Source organism: Paenibacillus sp. V4I9, assembly GCF_030817295.1.
Taxonomy (GTDB): Bacteria; Bacillota; Bacilli; order Paenibacillales; family NBRC-103111; genus Paenibacillus_E.
Genome location: NZ_JAUSZE010000001.1, coordinates 4,977,709 through 4,991,851, shown reverse-complemented (window position 1 = coordinate 4,991,851; position 14,143 = coordinate 4,977,709). Strand labels below are relative to the sequence as shown.

General features: G+C 44.6%; 12 protein-coding genes and 1 pseudogene. 10 read left to right on the top strand and 3 right to left on the bottom strand.

Going from position 1 to position 14,143, the window contains the following annotated elements:
• Positions 1 to 102 precede the first annotated feature (102 nt).
• The 7 genes from QFZ81_RS23325 to QFZ81_RS23295 all read left to right on the top strand — a co-directional run bounded on the left by QFZ81_RS23325 (position 103) and on the right by QFZ81_RS23295 (position 10,279).
• Positions 103 to 2,340 (top strand): helix-turn-helix domain-containing protein, encoded by a 2,238-nt coding sequence (locus QFZ81_RS23325; protein WP_307604964.1) that lies wholly within the window; start codon positions 103 to 105, stop codon positions 2,338 to 2,340.
• A gap of 333 nt (positions 2,341 to 2,673) precedes the next feature.
• Positions 2,674 to 3,558, top strand: coding sequence for an ABC transporter permease (locus tag QFZ81_RS23320; protein ID WP_307449578.1), 885 nt, complete (start codon positions 2,674 to 2,676; stop codon positions 3,556 to 3,558).
• A gap of 72 nt (positions 3,559 to 3,630) precedes the next feature.
• A complete protein-coding gene (locus QFZ81_RS23315; RefSeq protein WP_307604961.1) occupies positions 3,631 to 4,530 on the top strand; it encodes a carbohydrate ABC transporter permease in 900 nt (299 codons plus the stop codon).
• A gap of 120 nt (positions 4,531 to 4,650) precedes the next feature.
• A complete protein-coding gene (locus QFZ81_RS23310; protein WP_307604959.1) occupies positions 4,651 to 6,345 on the top strand; it encodes an ABC transporter substrate-binding protein in 1,695 nt (564 codons plus the stop codon).
• Positions 6,346 to 6,465: 120 nt separating this feature from the next.
• The gene (locus QFZ81_RS23305; RefSeq protein ID WP_307604958.1) at positions 6,466 to 7,710 is read left to right on the top strand and encodes an alpha-L-fucosidase; all 1,245 of its coding nucleotides are present in this window, start codon (positions 6,466 to 6,468) and stop codon (positions 7,708 to 7,710) included.
• Positions 7,711 to 7,745: 35 nt separating this feature from the next.
• Positions 7,746 to 8,618, top strand: a complete 873-nt coding sequence (locus tag QFZ81_RS23300) for a sugar phosphate isomerase/epimerase family protein (RefSeq protein WP_307604956.1) — start codon at positions 7,746 to 7,748, stop codon at positions 8,616 to 8,618.
• 632 nt (positions 8,619 to 9,250) lie between these two features.
• Positions 9,251 to 10,279 (top strand): hypothetical protein, encoded by a 1,029-nt coding sequence (locus QFZ81_RS23295; protein ID WP_307604954.1) that lies wholly within the window; start codon positions 9,251 to 9,253, stop codon positions 10,277 to 10,279.
• A 95-nt stretch (positions 10,280 to 10,374) separates the two neighbouring features.
• Here QFZ81_RS23295 and QFZ81_RS23290 read toward each other — a convergent pair whose 3' ends face one another.
• Together QFZ81_RS23290 and QFZ81_RS23285 are read right to left on the bottom strand one after the other, a co-directional pair.
• Positions 10,375 to 10,692, bottom strand: coding sequence for a lamin tail domain-containing protein (locus QFZ81_RS23290; RefSeq protein ID WP_307607001.1), 318 nt, complete (start codon positions 10,690 to 10,692; stop codon positions 10,375 to 10,377).
• 36 nt (positions 10,693 to 10,728) lie between these two features.
• Positions 10,729 to 11,391 (bottom strand): annotated as a pseudogene (locus QFZ81_RS23285) (DUF2278 family protein); the annotation flags it as partial.
• Positions 11,392 to 11,835: 444 nt separating this feature from the next.
• Between QFZ81_RS23285 and QFZ81_RS23280 the strand changes: the two are divergent.
• The 3 genes from QFZ81_RS23280 to QFZ81_RS23270 all read left to right on the top strand — a co-directional run bounded on the left by QFZ81_RS23280 (position 11,836) and on the right by QFZ81_RS23270 (position 13,449).
• Positions 11,836 to 12,303 carry a DUF2716 domain-containing protein gene (locus QFZ81_RS23280; RefSeq protein WP_307441066.1) on the top strand — a complete coding sequence of 156 codons (468 nt, stop codon included), beginning with the start codon at positions 11,836 to 11,838 and terminating at the stop codon, positions 12,301 to 12,303.
• Positions 12,304 to 12,386: 83 nt separating this feature from the next.
• On the top strand, positions 12,387 to 12,785 hold the full coding sequence (locus tag QFZ81_RS23275) for a hypothetical protein (RefSeq protein ID WP_307441068.1): 399 nt from the start codon (positions 12,387 to 12,389) through the stop codon (positions 12,783 to 12,785).
• Between the two features lie 55 nt (positions 12,786 to 12,840).
• A complete protein-coding gene (locus QFZ81_RS23270; RefSeq protein ID WP_307441071.1) occupies positions 12,841 to 13,449 on the top strand; it encodes a zinc dependent phospholipase C family protein in 609 nt (202 codons plus the stop codon).
• 129 nt (positions 13,450 to 13,578) lie between these two features.
• Here QFZ81_RS23270 and QFZ81_RS23265 read toward each other — a convergent pair whose 3' ends face one another.
• Positions 13,579 to 14,139, bottom strand: a complete 561-nt coding sequence (locus tag QFZ81_RS23265; protein ID WP_307604952.1) for a DJ-1/PfpI family protein — start codon at positions 14,137 to 14,139, stop codon at positions 13,579 to 13,581.
• Positions 14,140 to 14,143: the final 4 nt, after the last annotated feature.

Sequence of the window (14,143 nt, the reverse complement as noted above, 5' to 3'; positions counted from 1 at the left end):
AGAAACTATCCGTAAAAAAGAGTTCGATCGACAGCAGGAGAAGGGAATAACCTCTGAATAAAGAAATAAACAATAGCAGGTATTCTAAACGGGAGGCTGAACATGGGAAAAACGTTATTTCATCGGCTGCTGCTTTCGTATGTACCGATCTTTTTTATCGTGGTCACGTTTACGTTTTTCGTATTTTTTCAGCTGCTAAGCGAGCAAAGCCGGAAGGAGGCGCTGAACGCCAACAAAATGTTGTCACTGCAGGCGATGCGTCTGATCGACACCTCCCTGAAAGCGATTGACAATATGGTGATGACCGAATCGATTAACAATAAGCAATTGATTGATTTCTTTAATAATGACGCAAAAGATAACGTTTACATCAACATCAGTGCGGTAAAAAAAATGCAGGATATGATCACTTCCTATCCCATTATCGATTCGATCTATTTGGTGCGTTTTGAAGACAATTTCGTTCTCAGTAATGCGACAAGCGATCAACTCAGCAATTATAAGGATGAGCCGTTCATTAAACGGGCTATGGTTCCGCAGATGTCCAAACACTGGTCGGGTGTTAGAGACTTTGAACAGTTTGAGGTGAAGGGCAGCAAGCCTGTTATAAGTCTTGTCCGGGGGGCGCCGTTCATAACGAGCGAGAAAGGAATGATCGTTGTCAATGTGGCGACCGATTCTTTGCAAAAAAATATCGCCGACCTCTACGATTCGAAAGCAAGCTTTATCGGGGTCCAGGACGCTTCAGGAAACGATTTGTTTAAAGATTCGAGTGCTAAGAAACAAGCAAGGGTATTCTCCAATTACGTCTCGAGCTATACGGGATGGTCCTTTCAAAGCGGACTTATCAACGGTAAAGTTTTTCATATCGTCTCCTCGCTGTATAATGTGTGGTTTATTATCGGGATCGCGATGATTGTGTTTGGATTCATATGGCTCGTTTATGTGACCAGGCGCAATTCGAAACCGCTTGAGCAGATTGTTGCGCGTATTCGCGGTTACCGTCTTCCGCTGTCAGGAAGTATGTCCAAGGAGGGCGGGGATGAGTTTTCATTCATCGAATCAGCGCTCGTAAATATTATTGAGCAGTCCAATCAGTATCAGCAAAAGCACAAAGAAGACATGCATCTTCGAACGAAGTATTTGTTTCATCAGCTCATTGAAGGCGGTACGGGATTAACCATCGATGAGTGGATAGAAGAAACGAGCAGTTTGCAGCTTCCGCGCCCTTCCGACGGACAAGTGGTGCTTGTGATCGAAATGGATAAATACAATGACTTTTGCCGCCAATACTCGCGCATAGACCAGAATCTGCTTAAATTCGCGCTTCGCAGCGTCATTCAAGAGCTTGCTCCCAAGCATGAGCTCGAGCTGTGGGCAGAGTGGACTTCCGCGTCTCAGCTCAGCGTCATGGTGTTCGTCGACAGCGAGGAAGAGACCAGCGAGCATTCTGAGATTCTCGAGCTTTTTGAGAGCGTTCGTATATGGACGCAGGATAACTTGAAGTTTACGGTAACTATCGGTATCGGTGAGCAGGTTGTACAACTTTCCGATGTTGCAAATTCGTACAAAGAGGCGCTTAGGGCGCTGAAACATAAAATTGTGCTCGGGGAAAACCGGCTCATTACAAGCAAACACATCGCAAATCACGGCCAAGCAGAAGTGTTCTCGCATCTGAACGCGATTCGCTCCATTGTCCAGTCGTTTAGATTGCTCGAAGACGAATGGGAGACAAAGTACGACGAGCTGTTTCGCGAAATGAAACAGGGGCTGCTGACGAAAGATGAAATTACGAATCTGATGAATTATTTAATTTACTATTTGGGCCGGGAAATGGCTGGCATGACCAAAGAGTTTCAAGAAATATGGGTACGGGATGGTTTACCAAAGCTGAGTGAAACCATTGATCATTGCCATTCTCTCGATCAAATGCGGGAAGAGACTATAGTCGTGCTGAATAGTCTGGGCACCGTTTTGCAGGAAGCGCAGGAGCAGCGTCTGCATGCAGCTACGATTCGCGATATGCGAAAATTCATCGAAGAACAATACGCCAATCCGAATATGTCGCTCGATTATCTCAGTTCAAACTTCAACATCAATGCCAAATATGTAAGTAAGCTGTTTAAGGAAGAGACTGGGCAGAAGTTCGTCGACTTCCTGATCGATATCCGCATGCAGGTTGCGCAGCGTCTCCTTACGGAATCGCAAGCTTCCATGCAGGAGGTAGCCGAACAGGTCGGTTATACGAGCGCGATTTCATTCAGCCGCGCGTTTAAGAAAGTGATTGGCTGCTCCCCCAGCGAATTCCGCGAGGAGGCGGCACGTAGGGAGACTGGGTGAAATTGGTTAAGCGGTAGAAAAGAGTTTGCAGAGCTTGTTCACCTATCCGTTTAATATTGGTTATCAAGCAGCAGCTCCGGCTATTAACCGGAGCTGCGCGTATTTTCAGGCTATGCGAAAAAGGTTAGGGCCACGATTCTTGTTTCTTGCAGCATCCTGCTATCGCAATCTAGTATTAAGATATGAAGCGCCATCAGCATTGGACGAAAGGAGAAGGAGCTAATGTCAATCATCCAAAAGGAATTAAGGACATCCATACCTCCAAACAACAGCAAGCAGCATAAAACGGTATTGCCCGGCAGCAAGTCATCTTTAAACATCGTTGGGAAAAAAATGAAGCGTCACTGGCAGTTATATTTGGTTGTATTACTGCCGCTTCTTTATTTGGTCATTTTTAAGTATATTCCTATGGCTGGTGTTGTCATTGCTTTCAAAGACTACAACGTCATCAAAGGCATTTGGGGAAGCCCCTGGGTTGGTTTGAAATATTTTGAACAATTTTTTGAATCGCCGAATTTTTGGTTGTATATGAAGAATACGCTCGGCATCAGTACGTACGGTTTGCTTGTCGGCTTTCCGGCCCCGATCCTACTGGCGCTGGCTTTGAATGAAATACGCAACGGATTTTTCAAAAAGAGCGTACAGATGGTCACTTACGCGCCTTACTTTATTTCAACGGTTATCATGGTGTCCATTCTCATCGTAACACTGTCGCCAAACGTCGGAATCATCAGCAAGTTTCTGCAAATGCTCGGCGTGGAAAACACAAACTTCATGGGTATTCCCAGCTTGTTCAAATCGATCTATGTCTGGTCAGATGTTTGGCAGTATACGGGTTACGGTGCCATCATTTATATAGCGGCTCTTTCAGGCGTTAACCCTGAACTGTATGAATCGGCGAAAGTGGATGGCGCGTCCAGACCACAGAAGATCATCAATATCGATATCCCGAGTCTCATCCCGGTATCCGTCATCCTGCTTATTTTGAATTTAGGCAACATTATGAAGCTTGGCTTCGAAAAAATATATTTGATGCAAAATCCACTTAACGTCAGCACGTCGGAAGTCATTTCGACCTATGTGTACAAGGTGGGTCTGCTTAGCTCCAGTTTCAGCTTCTCAGCAGCAATCGGCTTCTTTAACTCAGTCGTCAACCTGATTCTTCTCGTAGGTGTCAACTATATAGCCAAGAAGCTGTCCAATTCGAGCTTGTGGTAAACGGACGGAGCTGCAAGAACCCGTTGTTGCGCACAATTCAGGAGCGTCAGTCCGCAGTAAGGAGGATCATTTATGTTAAAAACGACAACGATTCGGGAATCGCAGGGCGATCGGTTGTTTCTGCTCGGCATCTACGTTCTATTAACAGTGGTGCTGATAGTCGTCCTATTCCCGCTCATTTTCATCATCAGCTCATCGTTTAGCTCGCCGCAAGCTGTCGTATCCGGTAAGGTATGGCTGTTTCCGGTCGATTTTACACTGGAGGGCTATAAAGCAGTGTTCCGCAATCCGCAAATCGTATCCGGTTACTTGAATTCGCTCTTTTATGCAGTCGCCGGTACAGCTGTTAACGTTGTATTGACCGTCATGCTTGCTTATCCGCTGGCCAGAAAAACGTTCTACGGCCGCAATTTTATTATGGTGCTTCTAGTCGTCACGATGATGTTTGACGGAGGGCTTATCCCGTTCTATCTGGTCGTGAAAAACCTGCATATGCTCGATACTCGCTGGGCGATGATTTTGCCAGGAGCGATGGCGGTGTTTCAGGTTATTGTCGCTCGCACCTTTTTCCAGACAACGATTCCCGATGAGATCGCCGAAGCTGCTGAACTTGACGGCTGCAGCGACATCCGGTTCATTACCAGTATCGTGATTCCGCTCTCCAAACCGATTCTGGCTGTGCTAACGCTGATTTATGCTGTCGGCCATTGGAACGCTTACTTCGATGCCTTGATTTTCCTGAAATCGCCGAATTTGTTCCCTCTGCAGATCGTGCTGCGCAACATTTTGATTTTGAACACGATCGATCCGACCATGGTGTCCAAAGTCGACCAGATGCTGGCTCAGCAGGGGCTGAAGGACTTGCTCAAGTATTCGCTTATCGTTGTTGCGAGTGCCCCCGTGCTGATCATTTATCCGTTCGTGCAGAAGCATTTTGTTAAGGGCGTCATGATTGGTTCATTGAAAGGGTAGCGCTTTGGCGGCCAAGCAGCCCAATTAACATGAAAGGTGGTGGTGAGTTCGTCGTGCAGCTTAGATTACTTCCTTTGGGTTCAAATGACATGGTTCGATAAAACGGGAGGAGTCGTCTATATGAAAAAATGGAATAAAGCTTACATGGGTACGATGGGGGTAGCATTAAGCTTTTCGCTCGTTTTGAGTGCTTGCAGCACAGAATCAGGTACGCCTGCAGCAAACACACCTTCAGGCAGCGCGCCTGTTGCTAGCGATGTGTTCTCACCTGTTGGACAATACCCGATCGTAACGAAACCGATGACGATCAAAATGTTTGCACCTCAGCTCGCCAGCATCGAGAATATGGAGACCAATACATTTACGAAATACGTTCAGGACAAGACAAACATTCAAATTAAATGGGACCTCGTACCTGACAAAGCACTTAACGACCGCAAACAGCTAATGCTGGCAAGTGGCGATTATCCGGAAGTGATTCTACATGGGTCCTTGACCAAAGATGAGCAGATGAAGTACGGCAAACAGGGCGTATTTATTACGCTGAATGATTTGATTGATAAATACGCGCCGAACTTCAAGAAAGCGATGGCCGATCTGCCTTATCTGAAGAGCTCGATCACGGCGCCGGATGGCAACATTTATGCGCTTCCGCAAATAAACGAATGCTATCACTGTAACTACGCCCAGAAGCTGTGGATTAATCAATCTTGGCTGGATAAGCTCGGGCTGAAAATGCCGACAACAACGGATGAGTTTTACGAGGTGCTGAAAGCATTTAAGGAAAAAGATCCGAACGGCAACGGTAAAAAAGACGAGATTCCGCTTACTGGTTCCGACGACATGTGGGCAGGAAACATTGCCTCCTTTCTGATGAACTCGTTCATTATCGACGACCAGGTGGACAAAGACAGCGGCACGTTCCTCCAGTTGAAGGACAGTAAAGTGGATTTGGCCGCCAATAAGGCAGAATGGAAGCAGGGATTGCTGTACCTGAACAAGTTATATAAGGAAGGACTAATCGATCCAGCGTCATTTACGCAAAATTCCGACGCGATTCAGCAGTTGGGCAACCGCCAGGACGCAAATGTGATGGGAGGCATTACAACGGCTTTGATCAGTTACGCACACTCGCCGGACGAAAAGCACCCGCGCCATAGAGAATACGTAACTGTTCCTCCACTCAAAGGACCGAACGGTGTGCAGCAAGCAGGGTATTTTGCGGGAGTGGGCAGCTCGCAGATGGCGATTACGAATAAAGCAACGAAAGAACAGCAAATTGCCGCAATCCGTTTGGCCGACTATTTGTACACGGAAGAAGCAATCGTACTTGAAGAGCGCGGTCCGGAAGACCAAGGATGGCGCAAAGCGAAGGACGGCGAGCAGGATATGAACGGCAAGCCGGCGAAATATGCCATTATTCCGAAAGCTGAAACCAAAACGACGCACAACGATGGTTGGGAACAGATCGGTCCATCTCTCCGAACGTTCCAATACCGCGATTCGTGGGCAGCCCTTCAAGATCCTTTTGCTGAAGGTGCATACGAAGTTAGACTGAAGCGTGAATCGGCGAAATATGAACCTTACCAATCGAAGATGATGTATCCGTCCAGCGTGTTCATCGCACTGGAAGATGCGGAAGTGGCAGCCCAACTGAAAACGACAATTCGCGATTACATTAAGTCCAACATGGCGCAGTTCATTACGGGCAGCAAAGACATTGAGAAAGATTGGGATAGCTATGTAAAAGGTTTTGACGGCCTGCAGCTAGGCAAGTATATCGAAATCTATCAAAAGGCAATTGCCAAAAAGTAATACGATAGTTTCATTATGTTCCGCCTTCGGATCTGATCTGATGGCGGAACTATGCGATTTCTGACTGCTATAGATAAGGCGATTATCATATAAATGAAAGAAAGTGAGTGTGGCTCATTCATGGATACTGATGTTTTAGCGAAACCGACCCTTCAGCAGATGGCCTGGCAGGACTTGGAGCTTGGTATGTTTTGTCATTTTGGCATGAACACGTTTTGTGATCAGGAATGGGGAGAGGGCACGGACTCACCACAAAAGTTCAAACCAGCGCAGCTGGATGCGCGCCAGTGGGTAAGGACAGCAAAGCAGGCCGGATTTAAATATTTTGTTTTGACGGCCAAGCATCATGACGGGTTCTGCTTATGGCCAACGAAGACGACCGATTATTCGGTTAAGTCGAGCCCATGGAAATACGGACAGGGGGACGTCGTTCGCGAAGTGTCCGATGCCTGCCGGGAGGAAGGCTTGCAGTTCGGTTTGTACTTATCGCCTTGGGACCGACATGAGCCTTGCTATTCGGACAAAGCGGCATACGACGATTTCTATGCGGAACAATTGACTGAGCTGTTGACACAATACGGTCCGCTTGTTGAGGTATGGTTTGATGGGGCGGGCTCTCAGGGACGGGAGTACGACTGGCAGAGAATTATCGGACTTGTCACACAGTACCAACCGGATGCGATGGTGTTCAATATGGGACAGCCGACGATTCGCTGGGTTGGAAACGAAGACGGCGTTGCCCCATATCCGTGCTGGAATACGGCGGAGAGCGCAAGAGAGAGTATGTTCACAAGCGACATGCTTACTTGGATGGAAGGAACTACGTCATGGGTGCCTGCGGAGTGCGATGTGCCGATCCGCAGACGCCATTGGTTTTGGCATCCGGACGACGAGAGCAGCCTGCACAGCTTGGAACACTTGATGGATCTTTATTACCGCTCAGTAGGGCATGGCGCGACACTGCTGTTAAACGTGGCTCCTGATGACCGCGGTCTACTGCCGGAAGTGGACGTGCAGCGTGTAGTCGAACTGGGCGATGAAATCCGCCGGTTTGATGCTCCGCTTGCCGTTACAACAGGAGGAGGAACGGAAGTTACGCTTTATTTGGAGGGAGAGCAATCCGTCGACCACGTCGTTTTGATGGAAGACATCGCACACGGCGAACGGGTACGGGAATATGTGCTTGAAGCGAAGTGTAAAGGCGAGTGGGTGGAGCTTGTAAAAGGAAGCGCCATCGGTCACAAGAAAATCGACAGATTTACAGCGGTTGAGACAAGCGAACTGAGAGTCCGGTTTACCGCGTGCGCCGCAACGCCGATTGTACGCAAATTTGCCGCTTTTTCGGTAAACGGATACGAAGGTTGAACGTTAATCGATGATGAATACTTGGAGGTATGAAGATGAAAATCGGGCTTAGTTCTTATAGTTTGCTGCAGGCGTTGAAGTCGGAAAAAATGACAATTCTGGACGCAGTTCAGTGGGTGAAAGACAACGGCGGCGAGCATCTGGAGCTTGTTCCGTATGGCTATTCGCTTGTGGATAACCTGGAGCTGGCGGATGCGCTCAGAGATAAGGCGGGATCGGTTGGCATCGACTTATCGAATTATTCAATTCCCGCTAATTTCGTGCAGGGGACGGAGGAAGAGTTCGAAGCGGAGATGGACCGCATCAAGCAGCATGTTGATCTTGTGCATCGATTGGGCATGAGGCATATGCGCCATGATGTTACTGCCTTTACACTGCCTCCGGAGAAAATGACAATCGAATACTTTGAAAACAGTTTACCGCTCATCGTTCGGGGAAGCCGAATTATTGCCGATTATGCGGCAAACTACGGCATAACGACAACGATTGAAAATCACGGTTTCTCCGTGCAGGCGAGCGACCGGGTGCAGCGTGTGCTGGCCGAAGTGAACCGCCCAAATTTTAAAACGACATTGGATGTAGGGAATTTTATGTGCGTGGACGAAGCTCCACTTGTCGGCGTTCGCAAAAATCTGCCGTACGCTTCTTTAATCCATTTCAAAGACTTTTATTTCAGACCGTACTATCAAGACCCGGGAGAGGGCAATTGGTTCCGGACTACAAATGGAAATTATTTAAGGGGGGCAATCGTCGGCCATGGGGACATCGAGATCAGAGAAATCATAAAGCTGATCAAAAACTCGGGCTATGACGACTATGTAACTGTAGAATTCGAAGGGATGGAAGACTGCGAAATCGGTTCGCGGATAGGCATGAATAACTTAAGAAGATTGTGGAATGAAATTTAGGTGAAAGACAAAGGCAGCCGTCCAGTATGGATTAGCTGCTTTTTTCGCATAAGTGTAGCAGGATAAGAGTTTCAAGTGAAAAGATACAGCCATTCATAAGCATTTTGGGGTCGGGACGGTGTTTCTGATCTCTTTGTGCTACCTAAATGTCGACAAAATAAGCGTAATACTCATCTATAATGTGACAAACATTTATCCAATGCAAGCTTATAATAGATATATATCAGAATAAGAAGTCCTGCTACTCATTTACAGACACTTGAGAGGATGGTCAACATGGACAAGCAGTTCATAAAGAGGTTACACACGCTCAATCGTCGCGACGAATTAAGATCAAGACTACTAATTGAAGGTGTTAAACTCGCTCTCAAACGAAAAAAGAAATTGAGTTTATTAGGTAGGGTTTTTAAGAATAAAAAGAAACCGGTTATTGCTAAAGGGTGGAACTAAAGAACACGATAGCTTCATAATAATATTGTACCACTAGGCTGCCGATAAATAGCTCGGCGGCCTTTTCAGCGCGACAGTTTAATTCAACAAAACAGGGTTTTGAAGATCAGATATCGAACATATTATCGAAATTATTTGAAATCATAACTAGAGTAAATTCTCTGATCCGGAGGCAATTAAGTTTGAATAGACAACTTCTTTTTCTTTTCGCTTTTACTCTCCTCCTCATCACGGGCTGCAAGGGTAACAGTACACCTTCCGAGCCATCCCAAGCTTCCGCAACTGTTGCGGATTCGATGGTATCTCCTACAGTAAATGGAGTCCATTCATCCCCAAATCCCACCACAGTAAAAGAAACATCTAATACAACTTCTTATTCAGCTAATTCAACGACTCCGTCTGTCCCAAGAAAATTAGACGCAATCATAGGGGATATGCTGAAAGACCAGACATTCCATGTCAATTTCGATAATTTTGGAGAGTCTGATTTTATATCCACTGAAGAAAAAATAAATGGAAAGAACAGACCGCATTTTTATTTCAAAAACAGGGATTCTGTGGCTGAATTGAAGTTTGATCCCGAATCGCCAGAGTCTTTTTATTCTATCTCAGCAGTCTCTTTTCGAGATGTAAGTGGTGATGGTAAGAAGGACATTATCGTGATCGCTGATTACACAACTGGTTTTGGGTATATGGGGGCAATCCCCATTTCGCAATTAATAATTTATAAGCAGACCGACTCCGGGTTTATAGAGGATCGCTCAATCGAGGACAAGGCACGCTCCGGAGTTCCATACCGAATCCTGACAGTTCAGGACGTAATGATCGGCCTGAAAACGGACCCAAAAGAAAGTATACCTAACGCCTGGCAACGATTGCATCTTGGCACTTATAAGTTGGAGGACTCAGGTGAGCTTGCTGGCTCTACGTTGACCATTAAACAAGCTTCTGGTGATGGTATTTTATTCAGTCTTGATGCTTTTTACGCATCGAATAAAGAAGCATTGAGGAATGGTGGGGTCAATATAGGCACCATTGAGACGGGTAAAGCTACCCCCTCATTTGCAGATATGATTTTCACGGCCGGAAAATATGAATTATCCTTCTATATGATATCCAATACAGATCTTTATCTTCGGGACAATGGCCAAACATACTTCGGACATAACGTGTACGTAAATGGAATTTACACTCCCGTGTCCAAACCATAAGAATTATAAGTTTATATAACAAAAAAAATCCGTAAAAAAATAAAAAGCCGTCTTCCGACTATTAATTGGAAGGCGGTTCTTCTATTTGTATAAATTCAAAAGAGTATCGTCCAGCCTGGTTTCACTTGATGCTTCGTATATGAGACTCCGGCGACTTTTAGGCCGCTACGGTCGAGTAGAGTAATAATATCACCCTTGTCTCGGAAGAATGCAGGTTCAGCTACTGGGATGGACATAAACTGTCCGGGTTCGATGATGCCATGAATCTTATATTTTTGCTTAGCCTTGTTTGCGATTACCCACCCTGTCAAGTCTACAGCCCGATTGGAAGCATTTAGCAGTGTGACCGTTTCGTAACTGCCGTCTTCAGTCAGCACGACGACCCCTGCGATTCGAATGCTGCCGCCTTCCACCTGAACCGGCGTTGTGTCGGTATTAGGTACTGGTTCCTCCACAGGGCCTGTGATTACGTGTCCCGAATTATCGTCGGTGTGCCATGACTGGGACTGAAAAGCGAGGAATACGGCGATCCACCTGTCCTCCGACGGGAAGTGAATCAGCAGCCCCCCGTCCTGATAGACACCGTCGTCTTTCGTAAATGTGCCACTATTACCTTGATTCATATGAATATCGTGAATGCCGTTGCCGATTTCGAATCCAAAAATTTTGTCCGACTTGCCGTGTTCAGGACCCCATCTTTCACCGAATGCGTACATAACGGCATCATCTGTTTCCATCGCGCGTCTGATGTAGAAGTCAAGCTTCTCGTTCAGATCGTTGTCTCTTCCCGGAATATTGAAGGCAAGCGGTAGCATGTTACGGCGATCGAATAGATTGCTACGAATATAATCGAGTGCCTGTCCGTCAGGCTTGCTTGCCAGCGGTGAAAAACCAAATGGCATAGCAGACAATTCGGCTGTCGTGACATGTTGAAAATGTTCAATCGTACAGTACAACAGCTCGGATGGGCTCTGCTGCGACTTGACATTGATCGCTATGCGGAAGTGTTCGTTATTTGCGATAGCGTGCACCTGGTAATGCGGGTTCTCGTTTGTGCCGAGACGCCGGTCGTGTGCTTTGCATTTGAGCAATCCGTAGGGATGGATGGGCATAATGTTCCTCCTTCAATCCGGACTCGAAAATGTCCGTTGTTCACTCAATTAACCTTTCCACATAAGGGGGATAATTCCTCTTTCTATTCAATGTAACTTTTTGTAAACCATAATACACATAGGAAAAACACGATATCGGATGTCGGATTCGTTCAAGCTGGCGGCCATTACATCGTATTGGCTCCAGACAATTTAGCTCTCGGGTATCTTTAGTAGCACCCTTTTTTCACGATTAAATGCCATTAGAAAACTAGAAGGAAACCCACATGATGTACATATTGGAAATTTCGGTAATGCTATAGCTTTTATTGTTAAAGGTATTCCAGATTCTTATTTCAAATCAGTTAGAGGAAAGATTGCGTGGGAACATAATCCTCAAGAAAGTCCATAATATGGTAATATTGATTTAGGCTTTACACAACAATTATTTCTGAGGTGCGTTACATGGACAATTGGATCTCATTATCTAATGAACTTTATCGACATGTGTGGGATAAATTTTATGAGGATTTCAATTTTAATCCCAGTGTTTATAGTAGTGATTGGCCTTCCTTTAGTTTACCGACTCCTTATATTACTTATAAAATAACAAATTATACGGATGAAGACATAGACGACTTAGAGAGAAAGTGTGTTGCATGTCTTAAAGTAGTGACTGAGCCAGACGAATATCTGTATGCGTTAGACTGGCAGCATGAATCCTTTCATTACAATCCACATTTGGGTCCTCCCAGGACAATTTCGTTTTATCCAGACGGTGATTATTATCTCTTTATAAATAAAGATTTTTTATGGGGATATTTAGGGCATCCATGGGAACACACAATAAGTATTTTTGGCGTAGAGCTAATTCATCAGTTTGAAATCAATAGACCAAATTTGTTTGGGGAAATAATACGAAGTAGTCCATAGAGGATTATGTTAATGGTGAACGACAGCATATTAAAATTGGAAGATGTCAACCGAAGTAGTTCTGATTTTAGGAGGACCATTTGATGTGGAAACCATATGAGGAAACAAGGAAATATAAAGCTGATTTTAGAGTTAAGTACAAGTTGTATTCTCAAGAAGAAGGTGGGAGAAAGAAGCCTGTATTCCAAGGTTACCGTTCTGATTTTTTTTACGATGGAGATGAGATAAAGGACGGTATTTATGCAATACATCCAGAATTTGAAGATGAGCACGGAAATATTATTCTTGATGACATCAATCCTGTGCTTTTAGAAGGAACTGCTCTGATGTGGATTCTCTTCCCTGAAATGAGGAAAGAAGTACATGTGAAAAGGATTCAAAATGGAGTTACAGGGTATTTCATGGAAGGCTCAAAGAAAGTTGCAATTGCTGAAGTAATCGAAATCTTAGACCTACATCTAAACGCTAAGTTACTGAACTAACGGGAGGTTAGTTTAATAAAATTCAGGGTAAAAGTCTGAAAGGGGCTGGTAAGTAATGGGCTCGAGAATTATGCACCTTATTATTGCTAATCAAATAGCTGACCAATTTTCATTAAAAGATAAACCAACCTTTTTGTTAGGTGGAATTGTACCTGATGCTGTTTCTCCTAAAGATTTATCCCATTTTTTTGCCGGAAGCCATAGTGATTACTCAAGGAGTATTGATTTTGAAAAATTCATAAATAAATATAGTTCCCATAAGCATTCCAATTTTATATTGGGTTATTATACGCATTTAATTGCTGATGATATATGGCTAAAAGGCTTCTTTTTACCTTGGTTAAAAAATAGACTTGAAAATGATAAGGACGTTTTTGATAGATATCACAATGATTTCCGTTTATTAAATGGAAAGTTATTGGACTATTACAACTTTACAAACAATTTTACTCAGGTGATTACCAAAGAGGTTGAAATCGTTGAATTACAAGAAGTCACAGAAAAAGATATAGAAAAATTTCTACCTGAGGTATTTGAAGATATGAATTATGAACAAAGCTCTATTAAAGAGCAGTTGAGTGTTTTTACTTTTGAACAAATAGTTGGTTATATAGAGACTTCAGTTGAAAAAGGTGCTATGTATATTAAACATCTAATCCGATAGAAAACTAACCATTACAATTACCCGATAAATAATCGTTAAGCGCTAACGGCAAAAAATCGGAGGTTATTATAAAATCAATAAAGAGGTTGCCAAACGGCAACCCCGTATTGATCATTTAATCAACGTATTTTATTTGGTGAGCAGTTTCAAAAACTCGCGCATGAAGCCTGGTAAATCCGGCCAAGCGTGACCAGTGACTAATTTCCCATCCACACGAAGTGAATCTGTCGTATACAATGCTCCGAGCTGCTCCACATCTAAACGACAAGCGTTATATGCAGTCATGGTGCGGCCTTCAAAAAAACGATTGTCTTTTAAAGCGGAGAATACCTGTACAGCATGGCAAATAGCGCCAAGCGGCTTATCAGCTTCAAGGAAGTGACGAATAATGCGAGGAACATGCTCGTTCGAACGAATGTATTCTGGGGCTCTGCCTCCAGGAATGATTAAACCATCATATTGACTAGGATCTACATCAGCGAAAGCGATGTGTGACGGCAGTAAATGCCCCGGCTTCTCTGTGTATGTCTCCCAATCTTCGATGAAATCATGAACGACTGTACGAAGTACTTTCTTCGTCGGTGAAGCAATGACGGCCTCGTACCCTTCCTCTAATACACGAAAATACGGGTAATAAACTTCCAGAGCTTCTGCAGCATCACCAGTGAGAATTAAGATACTCTTTGACATTGAA